Origin of the sequence: Propionicimonas paludicola, from assembly GCF_002563675.1 — a bacterium.
Taxonomy (GTDB): Bacteria; Actinomycetota; Actinomycetes; order Propionibacteriales; family Propionibacteriaceae; genus Propionicimonas; species Propionicimonas paludicola.
Genome location: NZ_PDJC01000001.1, coordinates 1,932,607 through 1,958,763 on the forward strand (window position 1 = coordinate 1,932,607; position 26,157 = coordinate 1,958,763).

Below are 26,157 nucleotides of genomic sequence, written 5' to 3' on the forward strand. Positions count from 1 at the left end.
CCGATGAGCATGCTGAGCATGACCGGAGTCCGCAAGACCTACTCCACCGGGGTGGTCGAGGTCGAAGCGCTGCGTGGCATCGACCTCGAGATCGACAACGGTGAGTACCTGGCAATCATGGGGCCGTCCGGCTCGGGCAAGTCCACCCTGATGCACATCATCGGCTGCTTGGACGTCCCGACGGCGGGCAGTTATCTGCTCGACGGCACCGACGTGAGCAAGATGAGCGAGAAGCAGCTGGCCGAGATCCGCAACCGCAAGATCGGCTTCGTCTTCCAGCAGTTCAACCTGCTGGCCAGCCTGACCGCCCTGCGCAATGTCGAGTTGCCGCTGGTCTACGCCGGCGTCCCGGCCGCCGAGCGCAGGGAGCGGGCCATGGCCGCACTGGACAAGGTGGGCCTGGCTCAGCGCGTCCAGCACCGCCCCGGGGAGCTGTCCGGCGGCCAGCAGCAGCGGGTCTCGGTGGCCCGAGCCCTGGTCACCGACCCGGCGCTGATCCTGGCCGACGAGCCCACCGGCGCTCTCGACTCACACTCGACTCGGGAGATCCTGGACTTGTTCGGTGAACTCAACGAGGCCGGACGGACGATCGTGGTGATCACCCACGAGGCCGACGTCGGCCAGCAGGCCAAGCATCTGGTGCACATCTACGACGGGCTGCTGCGCGAGGCCGCCCCGATCGCCACGGCAGGAGTCGGACGATGATGGGCTGGTCGGAAACCGTCCGCACCGCCTTCTCGGCGCTGAATGCCCGACGGATGCGCTCGGCGCTGACCATGCTGGGCATCCTGATCGGCATCGCCGCGGTGATGCTCACCGTTGGACTGGGCCAAGGCGCTCAGCAGCAGATCACCAGCCAGATCAACGCGCTCGGCTCGAACCTGATCGTGGTCACCCCGAGCCAGTCCTCCTCAGGCGGCTTCCGCGGCGGCGGCAGCACGGTGTCGACACTGACCATGCAGGACGCTGCCATGCTCGCCGATGCCGCGGTTGCCCCGGACGTGGTGGCCGTGGCCCCCACCTCATCGACCAGCGGATCGCTGCAGTCGAGCGAGACCACCTGGACCTCGACCGTGGTCGGCACCGTCCCGCAGTGGCTGGACGTCCGGGCGCGCACCGTGGACTCCGGACGGTTCTTCACTCAGGCGGAGGTCGACTCCTCGGCCAAGGTGGCCGTGCTCGGCTCGTCCACCGCCAGTGAACTGTTCAGCACCGGCTCGCCGGTGGGCCAGACAGTCAGCATCAACGGAAACGCGTTCACCATCATCGGAGTGCTGAAGGCCGAAGGGACGTCGGGCACGTCGAATCAGGACGACACCGTGCTGGTTCCGATCAGCACCTTCGCGGCCGGGCTGTCCACCTCGAGCAATGCCAGCGCGGTCTCCTCGATCTATCTCTCCGGCCGGGACACCGACAGCCTGTCGGCGGCCTACCAGCAGGTGAAGACAGCGCTCCTGGCTACACACCAGGTGACCTCGGACAGCGCCGACTTCACCGTGACCACCCAGGCGTCCCTGGTCGAGACGGCCGCCTCGGTGACCGGAATCCTCACCCTGCTGCTCGGCGGCATCGCGGCCATCTCACTGCTGGTCGGCGGCATCGGTGTGATGAACATCATGCTGGTCTCGGTCAGCGAGCGGGTCCGCGAGATCGGCCTGCGCAAGGCGCTGGGTGCCACCCCGGGCGTGATCCGCCGCCAGTTCCTGGTCGAAGCCGGCATTCTCGGCGTCTTCGGCGGCCTGATCGGGGTGGGCCTGGGCTTCGCCGGCGCCGCGATCCTCACCCCGCTGCTGGGCATCTCGGTGCTCATCTCCGTCCCGGCAACCCTGATCGCCCTGGCCGTGTCGCTGGGCATCGGTCTCATCGCCGGGGTCTACCCGGCCTCGCGGGCGGCTCGACTCGCCCCGATCGACGCACTGAGGAGCGAATGATGAAGCTCGGACGGATCAAGGCGATCCTCGGCATCGGGGTCGGTCTGGCCGTGGTGGTCGCCGGCGGGATCTACCTGAGCCAGGCCTCGGCCGCCACCAGCCTGCGCTACGTGACGGCCGAGGCCGGGACCGGGGACGTCACCCAGACCTACACCGCCACCGGTGCGGTCACCAGGAAGAACACCGCGAAAGCCTCGTTCTCCGTGTCCGGGACGGTCGAGTCGATCGCGGTCGCGGTGGGCGACACCGTCAAGGCCGGAGACACCCTGGCCGTGCTGAACACGTCCGACCTGCAGCTGGCCGTGCTGAACGCCTCGACGGCCGTGGCCCAGGCCGAAGCCAGCCTCTACGCGGCCAAGCACCCCACATCGACCGCGAGTTCCGGCGGCTCGGGCGGAACGACCGGCCTGGTCGTCAATCCGGCCGTGCTAACCGCGGCGACCTCGCGGGTGAACCGGGCCGTCATGGACGAAGCCGCCCGCTGCGACGCGATCCTGGCCTCGCTGGGCGGCGGGGCCGGGCCGACCTCGGTGAGCCCGTCCGGGGCCAACAGCCAGGCCGGCGCCGAGCCGTCCGCCTCGGCCAGCCCGAGCGCCACGGCCAGCCCGCTGAGCACGGTGACCCCGGCGGAGATCAGCGATGCCGACCTGACCGCCTGTGCGAACGCCCGGGCCGAGGTGACGGCAGCCAATGCGAACCTGCAAGGTCTGATCGCGAAGCTCACCGCGCACGGTGGCTCGACACCGAAGAAAACCACCTCGAGCACCAAGGTCAGCAAGTCGGCGGTGGCCAAGGCCCAGGCTGCTCTGCTGCAGGCCGAGCAGAACCTCAGCACGGCGAAGGCGAACCGCGCCAAGGCCACCCTGGTCGCCCCCATCTCAGGGACCGTGGGGACGGTGGGGCTGACCGTGGGTGCCAGCGGATCGTCGGGATCGATCACGATCGTCGGCAGTGGCAATGCCGAGCTCACCTTCGAACTGCCCGTGAAGACCCGGCAACTGGTCAAGGTCGGACAGAGTGTCACGGTGGCTCCGGCCGGCTCGACCACGACACTCAGCGGCAAGATCACCGCGATCGCCGCGCTGGCCACCAGCGGCACCAGTGGCGACACCGCCACCTACACCACGACCGCCCTGATTGAAGACCCGACCGGCCGGCTGCCCAGCGGCTCCAAGGCCGGGGTGACGATCCCGGTGAAGGCCGTGACCGGCGTGGTGCGGGTACCGGCCTCTGCGGTCACTCCGACCGGCACTGGGGCGGCCACCGTGCAGGTGGTGACCAGCGCCGCGGCGCCGACCGCGAAGACCACCCAGGTCAGCACCGGGGCGGTCGGCGGCGGCTGGGTGGAGATCAGCTCCGGGCTGGAAGCTGGCAGCATGGTGGTCCTGGCCGACAACACCGCTGAGATCCCGGCGAACCAGACCAATCGGCGCCGGACCACGACCACCTCGACGTCGGGCACGGCCGCCACAACGGGCGGTGGCCAGTCAGGTTCGGGGACGTCGGTTCCATCGGCTCAGCCGAGCGCCACGACAACCGGACGGTAGAGACGCGGCAAGCCCGTCGAGATGCACCCCTGTGACCTCGACGGGCTCACCCACCGGCTCTTTCTGGTTGTCACCCGCCCCCCGCAGATGACTTCCGACCGGGCCTAGATCCGGACCGGCCCCGGTGTTAAGTACCATCTTGGCCCCTAGACCAAGGATCTGGAACCAATCCGCGGAGAATTGTGTGCGCGGAGATCTGGATCAGCGCTCAGAGTGCCTACAGCGCAGGCAGGTTGTGCTCAAGCTCCCACTCCGTGACCTGGCTGCGGTAGTCCTCGTACTCGGCCTTCTTGTTGCGAAGGAAGAACTCGAACACGTGCTCACCGAGCGTGTCGGCGACCAGCTGGGAGCTCTCCATCAGGTCGATGGCGTTGCCCAGGCTGCGCGGCAGCGGGTCGATGCCCAGTGCCTTGCGCTGCCGATCGGTGAGCGACCAGACGTCGTCCTCTGCGCCTTCGGGCAGCTCGTACTCGTTCTCGATGCCGGCCAGACCCGCCGAGAGCACCATGGCGTAGGCCAGGTAGGGGTTGGCGGCCGAATCGATCGAACGCAGCTCGATCCGGGCTGAGGCACCCTTGTTCGGCTTGTACATCGGCACCCGGACCAGCGCCGAGCGGTTGTTCTGGCCCCAGCAGATGTAGCTGGGCGCCTCGGCCCCGGCCACCAGCCGCTTGTAGGAGTTCACCCAGGGGTTGGTGACCAGGCTGATCTCACCGGCGTGCTTGAGCAGACCGGCGATGAACTGGCGTCCGGTCTTGGACAGGTGGTACTCGGCGCTGGCGTCGTAGAAAGCGTTGGTGTCGCCCTCGAACAGCGAGACGTGGGTGTGCATGCCGGACCCGGGCTGGTCGGACAACGGCTTGGGCATGAAGGACGCGAACATGTTCTGCATCACCGCGACCTCCTTGATCACCACCCGGAAGGTCATGATGTTGTCGGCCATGGTCAGGGCGTCCGCGTAACGCAGGTCGATCTCCTGCTGGCCGGGGCCGCCCTCATGGTGGCTGAACTCCACCGAGATGCCCATCTGCTCCAGCAGAGTGATCGCCTGCCGGCGGAAGTCGGCGCCCGGGCTGGTGGTGGTGTGGTCGAAGTAGCCGGACTGGTCGGCCGGGGTCGGAACCTGGCCGGGCACGACCGGCTGCTTGAACAGGTAGAACTCGATCTCGGGGTGGGTGTAGAAGGTGAACCCCATGTCGGAGGCCTTCTTCAGCGCGCGCTTGAGCACGTAGCGCGGGTCGGCGAAGGACGGCGAGCCGTCGGGCAGCCGAATGTCGCAGAACATCCGGGCGGTGCCCTGAGTGGAGCCGCGCCACGGCAGCAGCTGGAAAGTGGACGGGTCCGGGTGCGCAACCATGTCGGACTCGTAGACCCGGGCGAAGCCCTGGATCGCGGAGCCGTCGAAGCCGATGCCCTCGCTGAACGCACCTTCGAGTTCGGCCGGGGCGATCGCAACGGACTTGAGGAAGCCGAGCACGTCGGTGAACCACAGCCGGACGAAGCGGACGTCCCGCTCCTCCATGGTGCGGAGCACGAATTCGGTCTGCTTATCCATGGCCCAAGTCTGCCGCTGGATGTGTTTCAGTCTGGTTACAACCTGCCTACGACCCGCCGGAGAAAACTGCGCTGCTCAGCCGCCGAATGGACCCCAGTCGGAACGCTCATCATCAGGCTTCGAGTCGTCGGCCTCGGCGTCGTCGACGAACCGGGGGTCGTGATCCCAGGCCTCATTGCGCTCAGCCACCCGGGCCAGCGCCGCCCAGGCCTCGTCGATCGTCCGATACGGGCCGAGCCGGCTGGCGCTGCGGCAGCCCTCGTAGGGCTCGACGGTGTGGTGGTCGAGGCAGTAATACCAGTCGCTGGATAGCATCCCCACCCCCTGACGAAGCCGCGGACCCGGGCGACAACTATGATCCCAAGGGTGACCGCAATCAAGCCCTACCCGGTTTCTGCCCGACGTCTCGTCCCCTCCGAGATCATCCGCCCGCACTACGTGGACCTGCCTGGACCTGAGCGATACACCGGCTCCCACGTGCAGAGCGCGGACACCATCGAGCGGATGCGGATCGCCGGACGGATCGCCGCCCAGGCCATGGCGGCCGGTGCGGCAGTCATCGCCCCCGGGGTGACCACCGACGAGATCGACGCCGTGGTCCACGACTTCATCGTCGCCCAGGGCGCCTACCCGTCCACGCTGGGTTACCGGGGCTTCCCCAAGTCGTGCTGCACCTCGGTCAACGAGGTGATCTGCCACGGGATCCCGGACGCCCGTCCGCTGGAGGACGGCGATCTGGTGAAAATCGACGTGACCGCGTTCTACGACGGCGTCCACGGCGACAACTGCGCCACCTACGGCTGCGGCGAGCTGGACGAGGAGTCCCGGCTGCTGGCCGAGCGGACCCAGGAGGCGATGAACCGCGGGATCCGCGCGGCTCGTCCGGGGCGTGAGGTGAACGTGATCGGCCGCGTGATCGAGTCCTACGCCAAGCGGTTCGGCTACGGCGTCGTCCGCGACTACACCGGACACGGTGTGCACTCGTCCTTCCATTCCGGGCTGGTGATTCCGCACTACGACGCCCCGCACCTCAACGACGTGATCGAGGTGGGGATGACCTTCACCGTCGAGCCGATGCTGGCCCTCGGCGATTACCACTCGCACACCTGGTCGGACGGCTGGACGGTGGTCACCAATGACGGCAGTCGGGTGGCTCAGTTCGAGCAGAGCATCGTGATCACCGAGGACGGGGCCGAGATCCTCACCGTCGCCTGATCCGCGGGATTCACAGGGTTCGCCTAGTGGAGCACTAGGCAAAGATCGTCCCCGGTGGGCGCGGCGAATGATGGCGCTCGAACCGGTTCCGGCACGCTACGGTTGAACCAGCCCGATCCGGACTCCCCCCTTGAGATCCGATCGAGGTCAGGCCCCGCCAGGCCCGCCATCCCCCTCCGGTTCGCCTGGCTGGGCCGCTTCAGTCATCGGCGCCGCCCGTAGCTCCCGGGACCGGCGCACCGGCACTGGGCACCGCGACTAGCCTTGGCGCATGACCCAGTACCACGAGCCCACCAACGAGGAACTGTGGGCCCAGCCGCCGGCCGTGCATCCGCAGCCGACCCCGCCAGTGCCGGCGGTGTTGCCCCAGCCGCAGCTGCAGCCGACGCACCCGCCCTACCCCACCGAGCTGTCCAAGCCGGATCGCTCCCGGTTCGCGCTGGCGATCGTCTCGCTGGCGCTGGGCATCCCGCTGACCGCGATTGCGACCGGTACGTCCGGCACCTTCGGATTGATTCTCACCTGGGCCGGGATCGTGGCCGTCAACACGGTGTACGCCTGGGGCGGCCGACACCGCTCCTGAGCGCTGGCCTGGTCCGCACCCACTCAGCTGTTCCTGTCTGCGCACCTTCGCGGGCAAGGAACACGGTGGAGGGGACGAGCCGGCCTGTAAGCCGGATTCTGTGCCCGTTGCCGGGCGGTGATCATCCATCTGCGACGGCTGTTGCCAACCGCCTTCGCCGTTTCCGGCGTGCGACCTACCCGGACGCCTCGCGCGAGCAGCGCTGATAACGGCGTCCGCAGGCCCGATCCGAGGATCGCGCCCTTCTTGGTCTTGCTCCGGGTGGGGTTTACCGAGCCACTCCAGTCACCTGGAGTGCGGTGGTCTCTTACACCGCCGTTTCACCCTTACCCCTTGCGGGGCGGTCTGTTCTCTGTGGCACTTTCCCGCGGGTCACCCCGGGTGGGCGTTACCCACCACCCTGCTCTGAGGAGTCCGGACTTTCCTCGACTTGCGCCGCGATCACCCGGCCGACTCGTCCGGGACAAGGGTAGCCGCGGACGGCACTGTTCGCCGACTCGGCGAGCGGGACCCTCTGCGGACCAGGAGAACCGGAGGAATCCCGGCTCAGCGACGGACGGCGAACTGCACCTTGCCGGCGATCGGGTCGGCGGTGACCAGGGTGGCTCTGATCTGACGGCCGAGGACGAGATCGGAGCCGGTGACCCGCGCCTCGACGGCCGGCTCGGCCAGCTGCAGCACACCGTCCTTAGCCTCGGAGTCGACCTCGAGGACGGTGCCGGTGAACTCGTGGCCGACCAGCGGCTCCAGGAGCAGCGCCTCGACCAGGTTCACCACGCCGCGCTCGTAGCGATGCGCCCGCCGGTTCGACTCGGCCATCACCTCGGGCAGGGTCGGCAACTCGGCCAACGCCCACTCCGGAACCGGTCGCCCGGCGCAGATGGCCACACAGACCTCACCGGCGTAGCGATCAGCCAGCCGGCGCAGCGGGGCGGTGACGTGGGCATAGGGCGCCGCGATGGCGGCGTGCAGGGGCTGCTCGGGAGCGGTGCCGTCGAAAGCCACGTAGCCGGCACCGCGGAACAGCAGCGTGCAGGCGTTCAGCATCGCGGCCTGGGCCGGGGTGGATGCGTCCAGCGCCCGAACGAAGTCGGGATAGGCCCGAGTGTGCGGCCAGCTGATCCCCAACGCCTGCGCCGTACGGCGCAACCGGTCCACCGCCTCCTGCGGCGCGGGCGCCAGCGTGCGCAGCAACCCGACCTTGGCGTCCAGCATCAGTCGAGCGGCCGCCATCCCGGTGGCCAGCGACAGCTGAGCGTTCCAGTCCTCCACCGGAAGCGAGGCCCGATAGGCCAGCCCCCAGGACGCCTCGGACGGCACCACTTCCTGTTCGGGGACCGAGAGACTCACCCCGCCGCGGGCCGCCTCGCGCTGCTGACGCAGCGTCCCGATCTCCCGCAGCAGTTCCAGTTGCTCGCCGCCGGTGCCGGCCGCCAGCTGATGCTGGGCGTCGGCATAACTGAGCTTGGCGCGGCTGCGCACCAATGCCCGGGCCACCGTGGCCTGGCCGGTGGTGCCGTCGCGATCCAGCTGCAACTCCCAGACCAGCGCCGGACGGTCCTGGCCGGGCAGCAGGCTGGCTGCCCCCTCCGACAGCAGCGGCGGGTGCAGTGCGGTCCGCGAGGTCGGGGCGTAGAGGGTCTCGCCGCGCGCGTGCGCCTCGGCATCGATGGCGCCTCCGGGAGCCACGAAAGCAGCCACATCGGCGATGGCGTAGCGAATCAGGTAGCCATCGGCAGTTCGGGAGAGGTGGAACGCCTGATCCAGATCGAGCGAGCCCTCCGGATCGAGGGTGACGAAGGCCAGGTCGGTGCGATCGACGTCCGGCAGCCGTGGGGCCCGGGCCGCCACCTGCGCCTCGGCGGTCACCGACGCCGGGAACCCGTCCGGGACGCCGAGATCGTCGCGCAGCCGCTGCAGCCCGGCGGCCAGCGCGGCCGGCTCGGCCCGGCGCAGGCTCACCTCACGAATCGGCATCGCTGTCCCCTACCGCCGGTCGCGGGGCTTTCCGTCCAGAGCCGCGTTCACCAGCGCGTCGGCGGCCTTGTTCTGCTCGCGCGGCACCCAGGTCCAGCTCACCCCGCACGGATGCAGGGCGCGGGCCTGGGCGGCCAGCGGACGCATGGCCGGATGCTTCACCTTCCAGCGACCGGCCTGCTGCTCGATCACCAGCCGGGAGTCCATCCGGACGTCCACGGCGGCATCGGCGTCGATGGCGCGGGCCATCTCCAGGCCGGCGATCAGCCCGGAGTACTCGGCCACATTGTTGGTGGTGACCCCCAGGCAGAGCCCTTCGGAGTTCAGCACCTCGCCGGTCTCGCCATCACGGACCAGCGCGCCGTACGCGGCCGGACCGGGGTTCCCCCGGGAGCCGCCGTCGGCTTCCACGATCAGTCGCCGCGACGAGGTCGTCGACGTCGAATCGACGACTTTCGGGGCCGGAGCCTCGAGATCGAACAGCCCAGGCCCGTCCTGCGACGGGGCCGGACGAGCCATCAGAGCTCCACCGCGCCGATCCGGACGAGCACCCGCTCGCACTCCTCGCAGCGCAGCACTTCGTCACCGGGGGCGGCCGCATAGCCGGCCAGCGCGGTCTGAGTGGCCTCCAGTTGGCAGCCACCACAGCGGCGTCCCTTGAGCGGGGCCGCACCCAGGCCACCGGAACGCACCCGGATCCGGTCGTAGAGCGCCACCAGATCGGCGGGCAGCTCTGCGGCGATCCCGTTGCGAACGCCCTGGTGCTGGGCACCCTGGGCGTTCAGCTGGGCAAGCTGCTCGTCACGGGAGGCCATCAGCGCGCGCAGCGAGGACTCGACCTCGCCGATCTGCTCAGCCAGCTGCGCCTCTTCGGCACTGGCCTGTTCGACCTGTTCCATGGCCTCCAGCTGGACGTCCTCCAGCTCGGAGATCCGTCGGGTGAGGTGCTCGATCTCATCGATGAGACCCTGCAGCGCCTTCGGATCGCTGACCGCGCCGGCGTCCAGACGCTGCTGGTCACGAGCCTTCCGCTCGCGGACCGGGATCAGATCGGCCTCGGCCTTCTCCAGGTCGGTCTGCAGGTCGGCGAGCCGGGTCTCCGCAGCCAGATGATCCTGCTTGAGCTTGACTCGGACGGTCTTGGCTTCCGCGATCGCGGCGTGCTCCGGCAATGCCCGCTTGCGGTGCTCGACTTGGGCCAGCGCGGTGTCCTCCTGCTGCAGGTCGAGCAGCCGTATTTGTGCCGAGGCGGCAGCCTTCATCTGGTCCTCCTGAAGTTGTCGAGCCGACTCTACCGGCTCCGCAACGCGATACGCCTGCGCGCGGGTAGCCGATTGGCCATGATTGCGCTGTGACCACAGCACCCCCCACTCCGGCCGGCTGGTACCCCGATCCTGAGGCTGCAGGACAGCTGCGGTACTGGGACGGCCGCAACTGGACCTCCCAGGTCCACGCGTCCGGCCTGGCTCCGTCCGCCTCCACCTCGCCGGCGGCGTGGGTGCCGCGCCGGTCGCTGCCGCTCGGCCTGGCCATCCAGGTGCTGCTCGGGGCGGCCGGACTTCTTTCGCTGTTCAACGCCGGGGTCGAGATCTGGGGCTTTCGACTGATCGCCGACGGCGTGTGGGATCCGCTCAGCATCGACCTGGCCGTCTACCAGCGCTACGACCAGCTGCACGGCATCGGTTCGGTGTTGGGTAGCTTGTCCGTGGTCGCCACTGGCGTGACCTGGATCATCTGGCAGGCCGGGCTGGCTGCCCAGGCGCCCGAGGTCGCACTGCGCCGTGGTCTCGGCTGGCACATCGCCGGCTGGTTCGTTCCGGTGGTCAGCCTGTGGTTCCCGGTACAGAACTTGGCCGACCTCCGCGGCGCTCTGGACGGCGCCCGGGCGCCATCGCGAGTTGCGCCCGGCTACTGGGTGTGGTGGCTGTTCTGGCTCGGCGGCAATCTCCTGGGCCTCATCGCGACTCGACTCCCCGTGCCCGAGCAGTCCCTTTCCTCGCTCGCCGATGTGACCGCCCTGCTGGCGGTGAGCGATCTGCTGAGTGTCGTCGCCGCCGGACTGGCCATCCTGGTGGTGCGGGATCTCTCCGGCGGAGTCCGCGCCGCGCTCCAGCCCCGCTGAGTCCGCGGCGAGAAGGGCAGCAGCCGAGCAGGGATAGCATTTCGGACATGACCAGCTCGACCGATGCCGAAGAACAGCCCGCTCTCTCGAACCGCCAGACTCCGTTCCCGAAGGCCTTCGTCGAGTTCATCCCGACCGGCTGGGCGCCGTACCCGTCCGGTTTGCCCGAGGCACTGCCGGCTTCGGTGCCGGCTGCCTGGCGTCGCGCCCAGATCGCGGCGGCCTTCCCCGGCCAGCGGCTGGTGATCCCGGCTGGCGGGCTGAAGGCCCGCGCCAACGACACCGACTACCGGTTCCGTCCGCATTCGGCGTTCGCCTGGCTGACCGGCCTTGGCTCGGAGCGTGAGCCCGATGCACAGCTGGTGATCGAGCCGGACGGGGCCGCGACCCTCTACTTCAAGCCGCGGGCACCGCGCACGGATCCCGAGTTCTACGCCGACTCCCGCTACGGCGAGATGTGGGTCGGCACCCGCGAGTCCCTGGACGAGATGGAAGCGCTGACCGGCATCACCTGCGCACCGATCGGCGACTTCGAGGATGTGCTCACCGCCGACCTGGAGACCGTCCCGGTGCGTCTGGTCCGCGAGGCCGATGAGGCTTTCACGGCCCGGGTGGACGGCCTGCGCGCGGCCGCCGGGGTCGATCCCCGCTCCGAGGCCGAGGCCGACGAGCAGTTCGAGGTAATCCTCTCCGAGGCCCGCATGATCAAGGACGCCTTCGAACTGGATGAGCTGCGCCAGGCCTGCGCGCACAGCGCGGCCGGCTTCACCGCCGTGGTGGCCGACCTGCCCGAGGCCGTCCGTCGCGGCCGGGGTGAGCGGTGGGTGGAAGGCATCTTCGGCCTGCACGCCCGTCACCAGGCCAACTCGGTCGGCTACGACACGATCGCCGCGGCCGGTGACAACGCCACCACTCTGCACTGGATGCGCAACGACGGTGAACTGCGCGAGGGCGAGCTGCTGCTGCTGGACGCCGGCGTGGAGGCCGAGTCTCTCTACACCGCCGACATCACCCGGACGTTGCCGGTCAACGGCACGTTCAGCCCGACCCAGCGGAAGGTCTACGAAGCGGTTCTGGAGGCTCAGGCGGCCGGTTTCGCCGCGGCCAAGCCGGGCAACAAGTTCTCCGACGTGCACGCCGCTGCGGTCGCAGTCGTGGTGCGCCACCTGGCTGAATGGGGCCTGCTGCCGGTAAGCATCGAGGAGTCCCTCGACCCGATCAACGGCGGCCAGTACCGGCGCTGGATGGTCCACGGCACCTCGCACCACCTCGGCCTGGACGTCCACGACTGCGCCAAGGCCCGCCAGGAGAACTACCGGGACGCGATCCTGGCCCCCGGCATGGTGATCACCGTCGAGCCCGGAATCTACTTCAAGGCCGCCGACCTGCTGGTGCCCGAGGAGTTCCGCGGCATCGGTGTGCGGATCGAGGACGACGTGGCCATCACCGAGACCGGCTGCGAGATCCTGTCCCACCACCTGCCCCGCGACCCCGACGCCGTCGAGGCCTGGATCGCCGAGATCTGGTCCAACTAGCCCGGAAGTACCTCGAGAAGGTCGCCCACCGAGCAGTCCAAGGCATCGCAGATCGCGGTCAGGGTGCTGAACCGGATTGCCCGGGCGCGATCGTTCTTCAGCACCGACAGGTTCACCAGGCTCACTCCGACCAGCCCGGCGAGGCGGGTCAGTGTCATCCCACGGTCGGCCAGCAGGTCGTCCAGGCGACAGTGGATCCGGCCGTCCTCCTCAGTCGGCACTAGACCAGCCCCTCGGCATCGGCGCGCAACCGCGCGCCATGGCCGAACACCGCCGCTAGCAGGATCAGCGCCAGCCCTGCAGCCAACGGCGTAAACGGGATGTCGAACCGGAGGCCCGCCGGGCCGGGCCAACCCAGTTGGGCCGGATCGCTCAGGTCGCCGGTGCCCGTCCAGCCCATGGCGCCGAACAACTCCCCCGAGGTCACCCAGTCGGCGAAGTTCCCCACCCAGGTGGCCAGCGTTCCGCCAACCATGGCAACCCAGCCGGCGGTCGCTAGCGCCGATGAGCTCAACGCAAAGGGGTCACCCGCGCCGAGCGAGCGAGCTAGGCGCAGCACCACCACGGCCACGGCGATCGTGGTTCCCGCGGTCAGCACCGGCGCAAGCGCGAGCGCGAGCCGCGCGAGCACTGATAGTCCGCTGGCGGTGACCGTGACCTGGTCGAAGCCGCCGCCGGTGACGCTTGCACTGAGCCCGAGCGGGGTAGGCCCAGCCGGAAGATGTATCGGAACCAGCTCCACGGGGACGGTGACCCGTGGGCTCGGCACCGACGTGCCGACCACAGCGGCCAGCGCCCAGAAGGCGGCCAGCGCGATGGCAGCGCCGCTAGCCAGTCGGACGATACGCAACAACTGCTCACCGCCTTGGGATGCCACCCGGAACAGCAGGAACGGCAGCGCCAGGACGGCAGAGACCAGAAGAAGAATGACGAATGCTGGCAGCACGCTCACGGGGCCCCCTCGGTTATCGACTAGCGATAACCTTATCGTTATTCGATATGGCGTCAAGGGTCGGGCGTCCATCTGAGGGGACGCTCATCGGACGACGCGGGGAACCGGCCCGACGCCCCCTAGAGTTCTGCTGGGCCGCAACGGCAATGGCGGCCCAGTGAACTCAAAGGCGAAGGAACTCCTGTGTCAGATCCCAAACAGACCAAGGTTGTGCTCGACGAGTCCCAGATGCCCACGCATTGGTACAACATCGTCGCCGACCTGCCCACTCCCCCGCCGCCGCACCTGCACCCGGGCACCCAGCAGCCACTGCAGCCCGACGACCTGGCACCGCTGTTTCCGCCGGCCCTGATCGAGCAGGAAGTGACGACCGAGCGCTGGATCGAAATCCCGGCTGAGGTTCACGACATCTATCGCCTGTGGCGTCCGTCCCCCTTCTACCGCGCCCATCGGCTGGAGAAGGCGCTGGGCACCACGGCCCGGATCTACTACAAGTACGAGGGTGCCTCACCGGTCGGTAGCCACAAGACCAACTCCGCGGTCGCCCAGGCCTACTTCAACAAGGTCGCCGGGCGGACCCGGCTGACCACCGAGACCGGAGCCGGCCAGTGGGGTTCGGCGCTGGCTTTCGCCACCCAGATCTTCGGCCAGAGCTGCGATATCTGGCAGGTGCGTTCCAGCTACGAGGGCAAGCCCTACCGGCACTACCTGATGGAGACCTTCGGGGCGTCGGTGGTAGCCAGCCCGTCCGAGCTGACCGAAGCCGGCCGGGCGCTGCGCGAGCAGTTCCCCGACACCACCGGCAGCCTGGGCATGGCGATCTCGGAGGCGGTCGAGGCCGCCGCCAAGGATCCCAATGCCAGCTACTCGCTGGGCTCGGTGCTGAACCACGTGGCCTTGCACCAGACGGTGATCGGCCAGGAGGCCCTGCTCCAGCTGAAGCTGTTCGGCGAAGGCCCGGCCGACTACCTGTTCGCATGTGCGGGTGGCGGCTCGAACCTGGCCGGTATCGCCTTCCCGTTCCTGCGGGAGAACCTCGAGGGACGTGCGGAGACCACCATCGTGGCGTGCGAGCCGAAGGCGGCCCCGTCGCTGACCGAAGGCGAATACAAGTACGACTTCGGTGACACCGCCCACCTGACCCCGCTGCTGAAGATGTACAGCCTCGGTCCGGACTTCGTCCCGGCAGCCGTCCACGCCGGTGGCCTGCGCTACCACGGCATGTCGCCGCTGGTCAGCCACTGCTACCACGAGGGTCTGCTGCAGGCCACCGCCATCAAGCAGCTGGACGCCTTCGAGGCCGGCGTGATCTTCTCCCGGGCCGAGGGCATCGTCCCGGCGTCGGAGTCGAACCACGCCATCGCCGGTGCCATCCGTCAGGCCCGGCTCGCCACCGAGGCCGGCGAGTCGCCGGTGATCGTGATCGGGGTGTCCGGTTCCGGCCAGCTCGACCTGCCGGCCTACGCCGAGTTCCTCTCCGGAGGCATGGCCGACAGCTGAGTGCTCAGTAGCGCAACAGCCCCGGAGCCGGATCGTCCCGGCACCGGGGCTGTGCTCATTCTGCGCTGCGGAGGTGGCGTCGGGCGAAGACCCACGCACCCAGGACGAAGAAGCCGACCGACAGCAGGCTCAGCATGGTCAGCTCATAGCCGATGTTCGTCGAACCGTAGGTGATCAGGGAGTTCAGTGCGTTCACCGCATGCCGGGGCGGCAGGATGTCGAGCAGGTTCACGTCCTGGCCACCGATCCGGAACAGGACGAAGCCGCGGACCGGGAACATCGATCCGGACAGGAACATGTTCACCCCGAACGGGAAGTTGGCCAGCAGAAAAGCCTGGGTGACCGTCCGGCAGAAGGCACCGACGATCAGCCCCATCCCGATCACCGAGAGGCTGGTCAGCAGCCACACCACCAGGATCAGCGGGATCGAGCCGGCCGGGCGGAAGCCCAGCGCACAGGCCACCCCCAAGCTGGCCGCCCCGGCCCCAACCCCGAGAACCGCCTGGACGATGGTGATGCCCGCCAGGAGCTCGCGCGCCTTCAGCGGCGTCCTCACCAGCCGATGCAGCGTGCCGGCCTCGACTTCCTGCGCCACGCTGGATGCGGCGGTGAAGATGATCAGCCCGATCGCGAAGATCAGCACGCCGGGGACGTAGGACTCGAACTCGGTCCGGGTAGCCGAACCGCCGAGGGCCACTTCCTTCAGTTCGACCACCGGCGCCCTGGCGGTCAGGTGACTCAGTTCCTTGCTGATCGCCTCGTGCACCATGATCGCGGCGACCGGATACTGCGGGTTGCTGAGATCGCCGCCGAGTGTCACCGGGATGCCGACGCTGGGATCCGTGGTGGCCCGCTGGGCCATCTTCGCGAACCCGGCGGGCAGCTCGACGAAGGCCACGGCGCGCCTGCTCTCCACCTCGGCACGGGCGGAGTCGACATCGTCGGCCAGCGTGACGGCAAGGATCGGAGCTCCGGTGTCGTAGCGGAGGTTCTGCATCGACGCGATCACCGCCGACTGCAGCTCCTGATCCGGCCCAGCGGCCGGGCTGACCACCGCGATCGGATAGGACGTCGATCCGCCCGCAGGGAAGAACAACCAGATCAGAGCGACGAAGAACGGGCCCAAGATCAGAGCCAGCAGCGGCAGCAGCGGGTTACGCGCCAGCTCGCGCGCCGACTTGGTGGCGATGGTGAAGGTTCTCATCCGCGCAGGCTCCGTCCGGTGAGCGTCAAGAACACGTCCTCCAGGTTCGCCGGGCGGCTGCGCACCGACGTGACGGGAACGCCGAGCCGCTCCAGCCTGGCCAAGATGGCACCGAGCGCCTCTCCACTGTGCGCCAGCCGCAGCCGGATCCCGTCGCTGCGCTCCTCGAGCGGCTCGAGGAGCGCCACGCCGTCCAGGCCGCGACGCAGTTCGTCCGGGTCACCGATCAGATCCACCTCGTCGCCCAGGTCATAGCGGGACACCAGCTCGGCCGGAGTTCCTTCGGCCAGGACCGTGCCGTGGTCGATGATGATCACCTGATCAGCGACTCGCTCCACCTCGGCGATGTCGTGTGAGGTGAGCAGGACGCCGTGATCCTGGGCCAGCTCGGCGATCAGCTCGCGGACCATGGCTCGACTCTGCGGGTCCAGCCCGGCTTCAGGCTCGTCGAAGACCAGGATCGGTGGGTCGTTCACCATAGCCAGGGCCAGATTGAGGCGCCGCTTCATGCCACCGGAGAGCGTCTCGGCCCGAGCTGAGCTCTTCGCGGTCAGTCCGAGTCGCTCCAGCAGCTCGGCCGCTCGCAACCGCGCCGCCGGTCGGGGCAGGCCGTACAACCGTCCGACCATCACCAGCTGCTCTGCGCAACCAAGCTTCGGCCAGAACTCCAGCGCCTGCGGGCAGAGGCCGACGACCCGGCGCAGCCGGGCAGGATCGGCCACGACGTCGTCGAACCTGATCCGGCCGGCGTCGGGAACCGTCGAGCCGGAGATCATGTCGATCGTGGTGGTCTTGCCGGCACCGTTCGGCCCGAGCAATGCGAGCACCTGGCCGGGGGCGATCTTGAGATCAACCTCAGACACTGCGGTGAGGTCGCCATAGCGCCGAGTCAGACCTGTCGCTTCAACAACGGTCATGACAGCCCCCTCACCAGGGTGTCGATCGCCGCCGCGATGGTGTCGGCCGCCGGAGTGGAGCCCGGCAGCAAGTAGCCACCCAGGTGCGGCAGGAGGGATGCATCCACGATGGCCGAAAGTGCGCCGTGCAGGACGCTGGCCGTGACGTCCGGATCCAGATCGGCCCGGATCTCACCGCGCTCGATCGCTGCGGCGACCATGGCCGTCATCGCCTCCAGCATGGCCTCGGCGATCGGACGCACCAGGCGCAGGCTGACTGCTGGATCACCGTCGTAGGCAGCCCGCGTGAAGTAGCGCATCACTGCCGCGTAGCTCCGCGACCACTCCACCCCGCCGGACAGCCAGGCCTCCAGGCCATCGCGCAGCGGAAGCTTCCGAAGTTCCGGGACGAAGCTGCGCAACTCGGCCGACAGGATGCCGGCGACCAGTTCGATCGCAAAGTCGACGACCACCCGCTGGCTGCCGAAGTACTGGTAGAGCGAGCCCACCGAGACCCCGGCGGCCGCGGCCGTCTCCTTCAGCCGGATCCGAGCCGGGCCGCGCTCGAAGGCCTCCTCCAGGATCGCCACGGTGATCGCCTGCTGCCGACTGTGCTCCAGTCGGCGGAAAGTCGCCGTGACCAGCCCTGCCCGTTCGAACTCACGGACCGCATCGGGGGTCAGTATCCCGCCATCGTCATGAACCACAGGTTCATGCTATATGAATCTGCAGTTCATATCCGGGATCAACAGAAACGAACGAAGAGGACAGGCTCGACACACCCAGGCTGCGCGTCGATGGGAATCGGCGATCAGCCCTTCGGGGTTTGCTCCGAGCTGGAGGACGGCGAGCCGGGAGCGCTGGGGGTCACCGGAGGTACCTCCGGGGCGGCAGCGACGGGCTGGGTGCCGTCCGGCTGTCCGTAGCCGGGAGTCGGCTGCGGGTAGCCCTGCTCGGGGTAGGGCTGCGGGTAGCCGGCCGGCGGGAAGCCGGGTTGCGGGTAGGCCTGCTGCGGATAGCCGGGCTGCGGGTAGCCCTGCGGATAGCCGGGCTGTTGGGGATAGCCGTAGCCGGGCTGCTGAGCGGTCCAACCAGCGTCGAACTGCGCGGCGCGGGCGCCCGGCATGGTGGCCACCAGACCACGGGCCTGGCCGGCCACCTTGTGCTCAGCGAGCACCTCGTACTTGGTGGCGATGGTTTGGGAGACCGAAGTGAAGTCCCGCTTGCCGCGGGCCGCCCAGTAGGAGATGGCCGACATCACCACGCCCACGAAGATGCCGATCAGCAGGGCGTAGACGATGATCACGATCGGGTTGGCCGCAGCCTCCTGGACGAAGAGCATCATCAGCAGGCTGATCATGATGCCGGTGGTGACGCCGTTCTGGACGCCGGCCAGCATTACCGTCCCCCAGTTGCGGCGGCCGAGCACGCGCTCCACCGAGCGCAACTCCGTGCCGACAATGGCCAGGTGCTGCACCGGGAACTTCTGGTCGGCCAGGAAGTCGACGACCCGCTGGGCATCGTCATAGGTGTTGTACACGCCGACCGACTGCGGATACTCCAGCTGGAACAGACTGCTCAGCTTGGGCGACATCGACTGGGTCATGACGAGACCTCCATCCCGGCGGCCCGACCCCGGGCCAGAATCGCTGCGGCGAGCTTCACGCCCGCTTCGTCCACCATCTCATCATCCACCACGATCGCCCCGACTGAGCCGTGTCCCTGGCCGATCGCCTGGGCATAAGAACTCATGATTCGCTGAGCTCGTTCGAAGTCGGACGTCTTGGGCGAGAACACCTCGTTGCCGGCGTCGACCTGTGCTGGATGCAGTACCCACTTGCCGTCGTAGCCAAGCGCCGCCGACAGCTGCGCGGAGCGGCGGAAACCGTCCACGTCGCGAATCGCCACAAAGGGGCCGTCGATGGCCTGCAGGCCATGCGCCCGGGCCGCCACCAGGATCGACATCAGGACGTGGTGGAAGGCATCGGCCGGGTATCCGTCCGGCTGGGCACCGACGTTCAGCCCGCCCATGCCGAGGCTGGCCATGAAGTCGCCGGGCCCGAACACCAGGGACGCCAACCGCGGGCTGGCCGCGGCGATCTCGGCCACGTGCAGCAGGCCGACGGCGTCCTCGATCTGCACCTCCAGGCCGATCCGGCCGACCTCGAGTCCGGCGTTGTGCTCGACCTGGGTGAGCAGGAGGTCCAGCGCCTTCACCTGGGCGGCCGAGGTGGTCTTGGGCAGCACCAGTGCGTCGATCATGGCGCCGGCTCCGGTGACCACCTCGATCACGTCGCCGTAGGTCCACGGGCTCTCCCAGCCGTTCACCCGGACGGTGACCAGCCGGGCCGTGAAGCCGGCCGGAGCGAGCAGTGCGTCGACGATCCGGCGCCGCGACTCCACCTTCACGGCGGGCGCAACGGCGTCCTCAAGATCCAGGAAGAGCCCGTCGACGCCCAGCGTCCGAGCCTTGTCGATGAACCGGTCCGAAGAGCCGGGGACGGCCAAGATCGTGCGGCGGGGGAGGTCGCGAGAGTTCGTCACCGGGCCAGCCTATGCCAGCGAACCGGCCCTCTTCCTCGGCAACGGCTGAGCGTTCGCTGTGAGCGTCAGCTGACCGGAGTCAGGCCCAGTTTGCGCCCGGCCAGGCTGGGCCGACGAGCCACGATCCGCTGGGCCAGACCGGTCAGCGCCTGGGCCGCCGGACGGGTGGGATCGGTGGCCACCAGCGGCAGCCCGTCATCACCACCGGCCGACACGGCCGGATCCATCGGCACCTCGGCCAGCAGCGGGACGTCGTAGCCGAGCCGCTTGGTCAGGGTCGCGGCCACCTCGGCACCACCACCGGTACCGAAGACGGCCACCCGCTGGGTCTCCCCGTGCGAGCAGGTCACCTCAAGGTAGGCCATATTCTCCACGACGCCGAGCACCTTCTGGTCCAGCATCGAGGCCATCGTCCCGGCCCGCTCGGCCACCTCTGCGGCAGCCTGCTGCGGAGTGGTGACGACCAGCACCTCGGCATTGGGCAGCTTCTGGCCCAGCGAGAGCGCCACATCGCCGGTGCCTGGCGGCAGGTCGACGATCAGGTAGTCCAGATCGCCCCAGTACACGTCGGCCAGGAACTGCTGCAGGGCGCGATCCAGGATCGGGCCACGCCAGGCGATCACCTGGTCGCGAGACTCCTTCATCATCCCGATGCTGATCACCTTCAGGCCCATGGTCGGCACCGGCAGGATCATGCCGTCCACCGAGGTCGGCCAGGACTCCATCAGGCCCAGCATCTGCGGGATCGAGTGGCCGTAGATGTCGGCGTCCAGGACGCCCACCGAACGGCCCTCGTTGGCCAGGGCCATGGCCAGGTTCACCGTGACCGAGCTCTTGCCCACCCCGCCCTTGCCGGAGGCCACCAGGATCACCTGGGTAGTCGAGTCGGCCTTGCTGAACGGGATGTCCCGCTCATTGGCACCACCGCGCAGCTTGCGCTTGAGCTCGGTCCGCTGCTCGTCGTTCATGGCCGACATGGTCAGGTTGACTCCGCTGATCCCCGGCACCGAGGTGACCTTCTCGCGGACGTCGGACTCGATGGTGTTCGCCATCGGACAGCCGGTGATGGTCAGCAGGATGGTCAGCGAGGCGACGCCGGCCTCGTCCACGCTCAGCGCGTCCACCATGTCGAGCTCGGTGATCGGACGATGGATCTCCGGGTCGATGACGGTGGCCAGGGCAGCGTTGACAGCGGCTACGAGTTCGGTGGACATGGCGTCTACCTTACGACGGCCGATAGCCGGCGACCCAATACCCCTGGTGGTTTGGGCAAGCGTGCAGCCGCACTACTTGGCCGGTCTCTCCTGCTCGGGATCCTCGCTCAACTCGGCCAGCAGATCACGCAACTCCGAGCGAATGAAGTCGCGGGTGGCGACGTCGTTCATCCGCATCCGCAGCGAGGCGATCTCGCGGGCCAGGAAGTCCATGTCGGCCCGGGACTGGGCGGCCACCTGACGGTCGTGCTCGAGGCTGACCCGGTCGCGGGCTTCCTGCCGGTTCTGCGCCAACAGGATCAGCGGGGCGGCGTAGGAGGCCTGCAGGGACAGCGCCAAGGTCAGGAAGGCGAACGGCCAGCGGTCCGGAGCGTTCGGGTCGTTGACGTTCCAGATCAGCCAGATGATGATCACGATCGTCATCCAGATGATGAAGTTCGCGGTGCCCATCCAGCGGGCGAAGGTCTCCGCGAAGCTGCCGAAGGTGTCCTGATCCATCCGCAGCCGGGGCAGCCAGGCTGAGCGCCGGCCCGGAGTATCCAGACGATCCTGCTTAGCCATTGCTCACCTCCACATCCAGTCGGTCCAGCTGCACCCCGCGCCAGTCATTGGGCAGGATGTGGTCCAGCACGTCGTCAACGGTGATCGCCCCGATCAGTCGGCGATCGGCGTCCACCACGGGTGCACAGACCAAGTCATAGGTCGCGAAATATCGGCTCACCTGGGCCACATTGCTTTGCGGGGTGAGCGGGCTGATGTCCGGGTCGATCAGGCTGGCCACCAGGATCGACGGCGGTTCGCGGAGCAGCCGCTGAATGTGGACCGCGCCCACATAGCGCCCGGTCGGAGTGTCCAGCGGCGAGCGGCAGACGAAGGCCAAGGCGGCCATGGCCGGGGTCACCTCTTCGCGACGCACTGAGGCCAGCGCGTCCGCAACAGTGGCGTCGATGCCGAGCACCACCGGCTCGGGGTTCATCAGACCACCGGCGGTGGCGGCGTCGTAGGACAGCAGGGTTCGCACGTCCTTGGCGTCCTCGGGCTCCATTCGCTGCAGAATCGTCTCGGCCAGAGTCGGCTCCAACTCGGCGATCAGGTCGGCCGCGTCGTCAGGATCCATCTCCTCCAGGACGTCCGCTGCTCGCTCGGTGTCCATGGCCGCAATCACGTCGACCTGCTCGTCCTCGGGCAACTCCTCCAGCGCCTCGGCCAGCCGGTCGTCGTCCATGGCCTCGACCACAGCGGCACGCAAGCCCGGATCCATGTCGTGCAGCTCTCGGGCCACGTCGGCGGGCTTCAGTTCCGACAGCCGCATCACCTGCTGCTCGGCGTCACGGGGAGCCGGACGATCCAGGAAGTCGGGCACCTCGGACCAGTCGACGATGGTGACATGGCTGCGCTGGAAGGGACGCCGGTCGGCCTGCCGCAGCGCCACCTCGGCCAACTCCCAGTCCCGGCCGCGAGTGTGCCGGATGCCGACGTCGAAGATCGTCTCCGGGACCGGCGAATCGGCACGCTGGACGGTGCGGTCGAACAGCTGATCGGCGACCAGCATCTCGCGGTCGCGCACCTCGAAGCGGCGCGTGTTCACCAGGCCGGAAATGATCACCTGGTTCGGGTCGACCGACCGCACCCGCTCCATCGGGAAGAAGATGCGTCGCAAGGCGAAGAGCTCGACGACCAGCCCTTTCACCTTGGGCGGTCTATTGCCGGAACGATTCTGGATGACAACGTCACGAACCTTGCCCACCTGCTCCCCGTTCGGGTCGAGCATGGGCAGCCCCCTGATCCTCGAAACGAAGATCGATGAAGTCGCAGTCACGACCAGAGGCTAGCTCACTGTGAGCCGATCTGCCGCCAGCGTGGGCTCAGGTGGCTTCCGGGTCGAAGGCAACAGTTGACGGTGCTTCGTCCACCTCGAGCAGAACCTCGGACGGCGCCTCGGCGAGCGAGCCGGACGGGTTGAGCCCGGCCTTCACCGGCTCCAACTCCGCCTTCAGCGGCTCCAGCTCGGCCTGGACCGGCTCGATCAGGTGCTTGGTGACCATTTCCCGCGGATTGCGCAGATCTAGGTCGGCGAACTCCGGCCCGAGTTCGGCCTGCAGCCGTCCGGTGGCGTCGTTGGCGATCGTGCGCAGATAGCGGACGATCCGGCCGGACTTCCGGGCCAGTTCAGGCAGCTTCTCCGGCCCGAAGATGATGACCGCCAGGACCAGCAGGACCAGAACCTCGCTCCAGTCCAGGTTGAACACGGTCGCGACTCCCCGGGTCCTAGAGACCGGCGGCGTCGAGCAGCGCCACGAAGGTCGCGGCCTGCTCCGGGCTGGCCGGCAGCAGCGGCTTGCGGACGCCGCCAGGCACGAATCCCCGCGCGGCCAGGCCGGCCTTCACCAGCAGACAGCCCTGAGTGGCGAACACGCCCTGATACACCGGGAGCAACTGCTGATGCAGCTCGATGGCACCCTGAACGTCCCCGGCCAGGTAGGCCTCGACCAGGGCTCGGGTGCCCCGTCCGGTGAAATGAGTAGAGGTGCCGACCACGCCGACACCTCCCACCGATAGCAGCGGGAGGGTCATGGCGTCATCGCCGGCGTAGTAGGCCAGGCCGGTGGCCGCGATCACCTGTGAGGAGGCCACCGGATTGCCCTTGGCGTCCTTCACCGCGACGATCCGCGGGTGGGCGGCGATCTGGATCAGGGTCGGAGTCTCCACCGGGATACCGGTGCGATGCGGGATGTCGTAGATGACGATCGGGGTGGTGGTGGCCTCGGCGACGGTGAGGAAGTGGTCGGCCACCGCGTCCTGCGGCGGACGGCTGTAGTAGGGAGTGACCACCAGCAGCCCGTCCACCCCGGCCTGCTCGGCCTGGGCCGCGAGCTCGATGGTGTGCGCGGTGTCGAAGGTGCCCACGCCGGCGATCACCTTGGCCCGGTCCCCCACCTCGGCCACCACGGCCTGCAGCAGAGCGAGCTTCTCGGCGTCGCTGGTGGTCGGCGACTCACCAGTGGTGCCGTTGATCACCAGGGCATCGTTTCCCTGCTGATCAACCAGGTGGGCGGCCAGGCGGCGCGCCTCGTCCAGGTTCAGGGAGCCGTCGGGAGCGAACGGCGTCACCATCGCGGTGATGATCCGGCCGAAGGGCAGCGATGTCATGACAGCCAGCCTACGGCGCGTCGATGACGACCAGGGGGTCGCCGTCTCGAACCACGTCGCCGGGCGCCACGACGATCTCACTCACCTTGCCGGCGACCTCGGCCAACACCGGGATTTCCATCTTCATCGACTCCAGCACCACCACAGCCTGGGTGGCTTCGACCTGCTGCCCGGCGACGACCTCCACCGACAGGACGTTGGCTACCAGTTCGGCTACCACGACGTGACTCATGGGACGCAATGGTAGGGCCATCATCGAGTGCGGGCCGGGTCCCGCCATCGGGATCGAGACTCCCCTAAGCTGAAGTGCGTGAATGCAGCTGCCAAGAACTCGCCGCGAACCGGATCACTTCCGGCCTCGCTGGCCTACGCCGAGGCCTTCGTGGCCGAGTCAGAACCCAGCCGGGTCGCTCGCCGCAAGGCCAGCGGGCTTGGCCTGGCCAGCATCAGCGGCGGTGTGGCCGCCGCCCTCACCCTGCTCACCAAGACCCTGTCCGCGAAGGCCGTGGTCGAGATCGGCACCGGCACCGGCGTGTCCGGGCTGGCCCTGTTCGCCGGCATGGTGGCCGACGGCGTGCTGACCAGCATCGACTCCGAGTCGGAGAACCAGGCGGCAGCCCGGGAAGCGTTCAGCGAGGCCGCGGTACCGAGTCGCCGGATTCGGCTGATCGCCGGTCAGGCTCTGAACGTCCTGCCCAAGCTGAGCGACGGCGCCTACGACGTGGTCTTCGTCAACGGCGACCCGCTGGAGTACGTCGAGTACGTGGCCCAGGCCGAGCGCCTGTTGCGTCCCGGCGGCCTACTGCTCCTGCACCATGCGTTGTGGGAGGGCAAGGTGGCCGACGAGCAGAACAGCGACGACGAGCCGCTGATCGTCCGCGAGGCGCTGGAGGCCGTTCAGGACAGCGGCCTGTTCACCGCTGCTCTGCTGCCGGTGGGCGATGGCCTACTGGTCGCGGTCCGCGACTGACTCCTGGCCCGGTAACTCCGCGGTGCGCAGCGCCACGGCGAGATAGCCGCACACGAGCAGCGCGAAGCCGGCCGTGGTGAGGAAGGTGGCCACCAGGCCGACCAGTTCGGCGACCAGCCCGGCCAGCAGCGCACCCAGCGGCATCAGTCCGAAGGCCAGCGTGCGGCTGGCCCCGCCGACCCGGCCCAGCAACTCACTGGGCACCAGGCGCTGCCGCAGGCTTTGGGCCACGACATTGCCCAGGGCATTCACGAAGCCGATCAGAACCAGGGTGCCGGCAGTCACCCAGACGTTCGGCCACAGCGCCGGAACCACCAGCAGAGCCGCGCTGAGAGTCAGCGATCCGACCAGCAGCGGCACCTCCCCGATGATGCGCTGGGCCACCTCGGTGCACAGCGAGCCGGCCACCGCCCCGACCGCGAAGCCCAAGGTCAGCAGTGGGTACTGCGCCTGGCTGAGCCCCATGGCCGATCCCGGACCCACCACCCAGAGCACGAAGACCGCGAAGTAGCCGGTGAAGGCGAAGTTCAGCAGGCTGGCCGCGAGCACCAGCGGACGGATCACTCGGTGCCGGAAGACGAAGCGCAGCCCGTCCTTCACCTCGGCCATGGCCGAGCCGGCCTGGTCCTGGTTCGTCCGGGCCGGACGGTAGCTGCCGCGCAGCCCCACCCAGAGCACCGCGGCCGCCAACGCCGCCAATGCCGCGGACGTTCCGAAGCCCCAGCCCGCCCCCAGCACCAGCAAGAAGCCGGCCACCGGCGCGCCGACGAAGCTGTTGGCGACCTGCTGGACGCCCATCACCCGGCCGTTGGCGGTGGCCAGCTGATCGGTGGAGACCAGCGCCGGCAGGATCGAGCTGGCGCCGAGATCGGCGAACACCTCGGTGACCCCGTAGGCCACCACCAGCGCCAGGAGCAGCGGCATGCTGAGCTGCCCGGCCGCGACCAGCGCGGCGGCGGCCAACAGCACCCCGGCCCTCGCGACCAGAGAAACCACCTGGACGTGGCGCCGGTCGACCCGGTCCACGATCACTCCGGCCGCAATGCTGAGCAGCAGCGACGGCAGCCAGCCGACCGCCGACAGCAGCGAGATCGCCACCGGGGAGGTGGTCAAGGTGAGCGCCACCAGTGGGGCCATGGTCTGCAGGATGCCGTCGCCCAGGTTGGCCAGGCCGGTGGAAGCCAGCTGGGCGGTGAACCGCGGGCCGAGACCGGCACGGGTCGAAGTCGACTCCGCCGACTGCAGTTCGGTTGCCGACATTC

The 26,157-nt window shown here is 68.6% G+C and carries 28 protein-coding genes and 1 other RNA gene; 9 read left to right on the forward strand and 20 right to left on the reverse strand.

The annotated features are described in order from the left end of the window. The first annotated feature begins 9 nt into the window (after positions 1-9). The 3 genes from ATK74_RS09015 to ATK74_RS09025 are packed head-to-tail and all read left to right on the forward strand — an operon-like array spanning position 10 to position 3,478. A complete protein-coding gene (locus ATK74_RS09015; protein WP_281255394.1) occupies positions 10-705 on the forward strand; it encodes an ABC transporter ATP-binding protein in 696 nt (231 codons plus the stop codon). Then, positions 702-1,931, forward strand: coding sequence for an ABC transporter permease (locus tag ATK74_RS09020; RefSeq protein ID WP_245840854.1), 1,230 nt, complete (start codon positions 702-704; stop codon positions 1,929-1,931). Before ATK74_RS09015 ends, ATK74_RS09020 begins: the two co-directional genes overlap by 4 nt. Continuing rightward, the gene (locus ATK74_RS09025; RefSeq protein ID WP_169923799.1) at positions 1,931-3,478 is read left to right on the forward strand and encodes an efflux RND transporter periplasmic adaptor subunit; all 1,548 of its coding nucleotides are present in this window, start codon (positions 1,931-1,933) and stop codon (positions 3,476-3,478) included. The genes ATK74_RS09020 and ATK74_RS09025 overlap by 1 nt, the downstream gene beginning before the upstream one ends. Before the next feature lie 217 nt (positions 3,479-3,695). On the opposite strand, the gene ATK74_RS09030 is transcribed toward ATK74_RS09025, so the two are convergent. Together ATK74_RS09030 and ATK74_RS09035 are read right to left on the reverse strand one after the other, a co-directional pair. Beyond that, the gene (locus ATK74_RS09030; protein WP_098460719.1) at positions 3,696-5,033 is read right to left on the reverse strand and encodes a glutamine synthetase family protein; all 1,338 of its coding nucleotides are present in this window, start codon (positions 5,031-5,033) and stop codon (positions 3,696-3,698) included. A gap of 75 nt (positions 5,034-5,108) precedes the next feature. Then, complete coding sequence (locus tag ATK74_RS09035; RefSeq protein WP_098460720.1) at positions 5,109-5,348, reverse strand: hypothetical protein; 240 nt, start codon at positions 5,346-5,348, stop codon at positions 5,109-5,111. 51 nt (positions 5,349-5,399) lie between these two features. Between ATK74_RS09035 and map the strand changes: the two genes are divergently transcribed. Beyond that, positions 5,400-6,248 (forward strand): type I methionyl aminopeptidase, encoded by an 849-nt coding sequence (map, locus tag ATK74_RS09040; RefSeq protein WP_211283324.1) that lies wholly within the window; start codon positions 5,400-5,402, stop codon positions 6,246-6,248. Between the two features lie 271 nt (positions 6,249-6,519). Then, a complete protein-coding gene (locus ATK74_RS09045; RefSeq protein ID WP_098460722.1) occupies positions 6,520-6,831 on the forward strand; it encodes a hypothetical protein in 312 nt (103 codons plus the stop codon). Positions 6,832-6,902: 71 nt separating this feature from the next. Here the strand turns inward: ATK74_RS09045 and rnpB are convergent. The 4 genes from rnpB to ATK74_RS09065 all read right to left on the reverse strand — a co-directional run bounded on the left by rnpB (position 6,903) and on the right by ATK74_RS09065 (position 10,070). After that, positions 6,903-7,288: RNase P RNA component class A (gene rnpB / locus ATK74_RS09050), an RNA gene on the reverse strand. Positions 7,289-7,377: 89 nt separating this feature from the next. After that, complete coding sequence (locus ATK74_RS09055; protein ID WP_098460723.1) at positions 7,378-8,808, reverse strand: RNB domain-containing ribonuclease; 1,431 nt, start codon at positions 8,806-8,808, stop codon at positions 7,378-7,380. 9 nt (positions 8,809-8,817) lie between these two features. Next, entirely contained in the window at positions 8,818-9,327 is a 510-nt protein-coding gene (locus ATK74_RS09060) for a reverse transcriptase-like protein (protein WP_098460724.1), read from the reverse strand. Then, positions 9,327-10,070, reverse strand: a complete 744-nt coding sequence (locus tag ATK74_RS09065) for a zinc ribbon domain-containing protein (RefSeq protein WP_098460725.1) — start codon at positions 10,068-10,070, stop codon at positions 9,327-9,329. Before ATK74_RS09065 ends, ATK74_RS09060 begins: the two co-directional genes overlap by 1 nt. Positions 10,071-10,159: 89 nt before the next feature. Between ATK74_RS09065 and ATK74_RS15405 the strand changes: the two genes are divergently transcribed. Both ATK74_RS15405 and ATK74_RS09075 read left to right on the forward strand, forming a co-directional pair. After that, positions 10,160-10,930, forward strand: a complete 771-nt coding sequence (locus ATK74_RS15405; protein ID WP_169923800.1) for a DUF4328 domain-containing protein — start codon at positions 10,160-10,162, stop codon at positions 10,928-10,930. Positions 10,931-10,977: 47 nt separating this feature from the next. Further along, positions 10,978-12,465: an aminopeptidase P family protein gene (locus ATK74_RS09075; protein WP_098460726.1), complete on the forward strand. Its 1,488-nt coding sequence runs from the start codon at positions 10,978-10,980 to the stop codon at positions 12,463-12,465. Here the strand turns inward: ATK74_RS09075 and ATK74_RS09080 are convergent. Then, a complete protein-coding gene (locus ATK74_RS09080) occupies positions 12,462-12,686 on the reverse strand; it encodes a helix-turn-helix domain-containing protein (RefSeq protein WP_098460727.1) in 225 nt (74 codons plus the stop codon). The two genes, ATK74_RS09075 and ATK74_RS09080, sit on opposite strands and share 4 nt — an antisense overlap. Continuing rightward, entirely contained in the window at positions 12,686-13,417 is a 732-nt protein-coding gene (locus ATK74_RS09085) for a hypothetical protein (RefSeq protein ID WP_098460728.1), read from the reverse strand. Before ATK74_RS09085 ends, ATK74_RS09080 begins: the two co-directional genes overlap by 1 nt. Before the next feature lie 183 nt (positions 13,418-13,600). Between ATK74_RS09085 and ATK74_RS09090 the strand changes: the two genes are divergently transcribed. Next, the gene (locus tag ATK74_RS09090) at positions 13,601-14,917 is read left to right on the forward strand and encodes a TrpB-like pyridoxal phosphate-dependent enzyme (protein ID WP_098460729.1); all 1,317 of its coding nucleotides are present in this window, start codon (positions 13,601-13,603) and stop codon (positions 14,915-14,917) included. A 55-nt stretch (positions 14,918-14,972) separates the two neighbouring features. Here the strand turns inward: ATK74_RS09090 and ATK74_RS09095 are convergent, their stop codons facing one another. The 11 genes from ATK74_RS09095 to ATK74_RS09145 form a co-directional block, all read right to left on the reverse strand. After that, positions 14,973-16,121 carry an ABC transporter permease gene (locus ATK74_RS09095; protein WP_098460730.1) on the reverse strand — a complete coding sequence of 383 codons (1,149 nt, stop codon included), beginning with the start codon at positions 16,119-16,121 and terminating at the stop codon, positions 14,973-14,975. After that, a complete protein-coding gene (locus ATK74_RS09100; RefSeq protein WP_098460731.1) occupies positions 16,118-17,038 on the reverse strand; it encodes an ABC transporter ATP-binding protein in 921 nt (306 codons plus the stop codon). The genes ATK74_RS09095 and ATK74_RS09100 overlap by 4 nt, the downstream gene beginning before the upstream one ends. Then, a complete protein-coding gene (locus tag ATK74_RS09105; protein ID WP_098460732.1) occupies positions 17,035-17,724 on the reverse strand; it encodes a TetR/AcrR family transcriptional regulator in 690 nt (229 codons plus the stop codon). Before ATK74_RS09105 ends, ATK74_RS09100 begins: the two co-directional genes overlap by 4 nt. 104 nt (positions 17,725-17,828) lie before the next feature. Continuing rightward, positions 17,829-18,623, reverse strand: coding sequence for a YflT domain-containing protein (locus ATK74_RS15510; protein ID WP_211283325.1), 795 nt, complete (start codon positions 18,621-18,623; stop codon positions 17,829-17,831). Further along, positions 18,620-19,561 (reverse strand): HpcH/HpaI aldolase/citrate lyase family protein, encoded by a 942-nt coding sequence (locus tag ATK74_RS09115; RefSeq protein WP_098460733.1) that lies wholly within the window; start codon positions 19,559-19,561, stop codon positions 18,620-18,622. Before ATK74_RS09115 ends, ATK74_RS15510 begins: the two co-directional genes overlap by 4 nt. Positions 19,562-19,626: 65 nt before the next feature. Then, positions 19,627-20,775 (reverse strand): Mrp/NBP35 family ATP-binding protein, encoded by a 1,149-nt coding sequence (locus tag ATK74_RS09120; RefSeq protein WP_098460734.1) that lies wholly within the window; start codon positions 20,773-20,775, stop codon positions 19,627-19,629. 72 nt (positions 20,776-20,847) lie between these two features. Beyond that, the gene (locus ATK74_RS09125) at positions 20,848-21,336 is read right to left on the reverse strand and encodes a DUF1003 domain-containing protein (protein WP_098460735.1); all 489 of its coding nucleotides are present in this window, start codon (positions 21,334-21,336) and stop codon (positions 20,848-20,850) included. Beyond that, positions 21,329-22,594 (reverse strand): magnesium transporter MgtE N-terminal domain-containing protein, encoded by a 1,266-nt coding sequence (locus tag ATK74_RS09130; RefSeq protein ID WP_425440099.1) that lies wholly within the window; start codon positions 22,592-22,594, stop codon positions 21,329-21,331. Before ATK74_RS09130 ends, ATK74_RS09125 begins: the two co-directional genes overlap by 8 nt. A 46-nt stretch (positions 22,595-22,640) precedes the next feature. Continuing rightward, positions 22,641-23,024 carry a sec-independent translocase gene (locus ATK74_RS09135; RefSeq protein ID WP_169923801.1) on the reverse strand — a complete coding sequence of 128 codons (384 nt, stop codon included), beginning with the start codon at positions 23,022-23,024 and terminating at the stop codon, positions 22,641-22,643. Positions 23,025-23,043: 19 nt separating this feature from the next. Then, positions 23,044-23,925 carry a 4-hydroxy-tetrahydrodipicolinate synthase gene (gene dapA, locus ATK74_RS09140; protein WP_098460738.1) on the reverse strand — a complete coding sequence of 294 codons (882 nt, stop codon included), beginning with the start codon at positions 23,923-23,925 and terminating at the stop codon, positions 23,044-23,046. A 10-nt stretch (positions 23,926-23,935) separates the two neighbouring features. Further along, on the reverse strand, positions 23,936-24,157 hold the full coding sequence (locus tag ATK74_RS09145; protein WP_098460739.1) for a biotin/lipoyl-binding carrier protein: 222 nt from the start codon (positions 24,155-24,157) through the stop codon (positions 23,936-23,938). A 78-nt stretch (positions 24,158-24,235) separates the two neighbouring features. Between ATK74_RS09145 and ATK74_RS09150 the strand changes: the two genes are divergently transcribed. Continuing rightward, positions 24,236-24,895, forward strand: coding sequence for an O-methyltransferase (locus ATK74_RS09150; RefSeq protein ID WP_098460740.1), 660 nt, complete (start codon positions 24,236-24,238; stop codon positions 24,893-24,895). Here the strand turns inward: ATK74_RS09150 and ATK74_RS09155 are convergent. Then, complete coding sequence (locus ATK74_RS09155) at positions 24,872-26,155, reverse strand: MFS transporter (RefSeq protein ID WP_098460741.1); 1,284 nt, start codon at positions 26,153-26,155, stop codon at positions 24,872-24,874. The two genes, ATK74_RS09150 and ATK74_RS09155, sit on opposite strands and share 24 nt — an antisense overlap. Positions 26,156-26,157: the final 2 nt, after the last annotated feature.

Coding starts and splice junctions, on each gene's coding strand:
- ATK74_RS09100 (WP_098460731.1), bottom strand. CDS start 17,038: ATGACCGTTGTTGAAGCGACAGGTCTGACTCGGCGCTATGGCGACCTC.
- ATK74_RS09095 (WP_098460730.1), bottom strand. CDS start 16,121: ATGAGAACCTTCACCATCGCCACCAAGTCGGCGCGCGAGCTGGCGCGT.
- ATK74_RS09025 (WP_169923799.1), top strand. CDS start 1,931: ATGAAGCTCGGACGGATCAAGGCGATCCTCGGCATCGGGGTCGGTCTG.
- ATK74_RS09060 (WP_098460724.1), bottom strand. CDS start 9,327: ATGGCTCGTCCGGCCCCGTCGCAGGACGGGCCTGGGCTGTTCGATCTC.
- ATK74_RS09055 (WP_098460723.1), bottom strand. CDS start 8,808: ATGCCGATTCGTGAGGTGAGCCTGCGCCGGGCCGAGCCGGCCGCGCTG.
- ATK74_RS09065 (WP_098460725.1), bottom strand. CDS start 10,070: ATGAAGGCTGCCGCCTCGGCACAAATACGGCTGCTCGACCTGCAGCAG.
- ATK74_RS09030 (WP_098460719.1), bottom strand. CDS start 5,033: ATGGATAAGCAGACCGAATTCGTGCTCCGCACCATGGAGGAGCGGGAC.
- ATK74_RS09145 (WP_098460739.1), bottom strand. CDS start 24,157: ATGAGTCACGTCGTGGTAGCCGAACTGGTAGCCAACGTCCTGTCGGTG.
- ATK74_RS15510 (WP_211283325.1), bottom strand. CDS start 18,623: ATGACCCAGTCGATGTCGCCCAAGCTGAGCAGTCTGTTCCAGCTGGAG.
- ATK74_RS09120 (WP_098460734.1), bottom strand. CDS start 20,775: ATGTCCACCGAACTCGTAGCCGCTGTCAACGCTGCCCTGGCCACCGTC.
- dapA (WP_098460738.1), bottom strand. CDS start 23,925: ATGACATCGCTGCCCTTCGGCCGGATCATCACCGCGATGGTGACGCCG.
- ATK74_RS09015 (WP_281255394.1), top strand. CDS start 10: ATGCTGAGCATGACCGGAGTCCGCAAGACCTACTCCACCGGGGTGGTC.
- ATK74_RS09075 (WP_098460726.1), top strand. CDS start 10,978: ATGACCAGCTCGACCGATGCCGAAGAACAGCCCGCTCTCTCGAACCGC.
- ATK74_RS09155 (WP_098460741.1), bottom strand. CDS start 26,155: ATGTCGGCAACCGAACTGCAGTCGGCGGAGTCGACTTCGACCCGTGCC.
- ATK74_RS09020 (WP_245840854.1), top strand. CDS start 702: ATGATGGGCTGGTCGGAAACCGTCCGCACCGCCTTCTCGGCGCTGAAT.
- ATK74_RS09125 (WP_098460735.1), bottom strand. CDS start 21,336: ATGGCTAAGCAGGATCGTCTGGATACTCCGGGCCGGCGCTCAGCCTGG.
- ATK74_RS09035 (WP_098460720.1), bottom strand. CDS start 5,348: ATGCTATCCAGCGACTGGTATTACTGCCTCGACCACCACACCGTCGAG.
- ATK74_RS09045 (WP_098460722.1), top strand. CDS start 6,520: ATGACCCAGTACCACGAGCCCACCAACGAGGAACTGTGGGCCCAGCCG.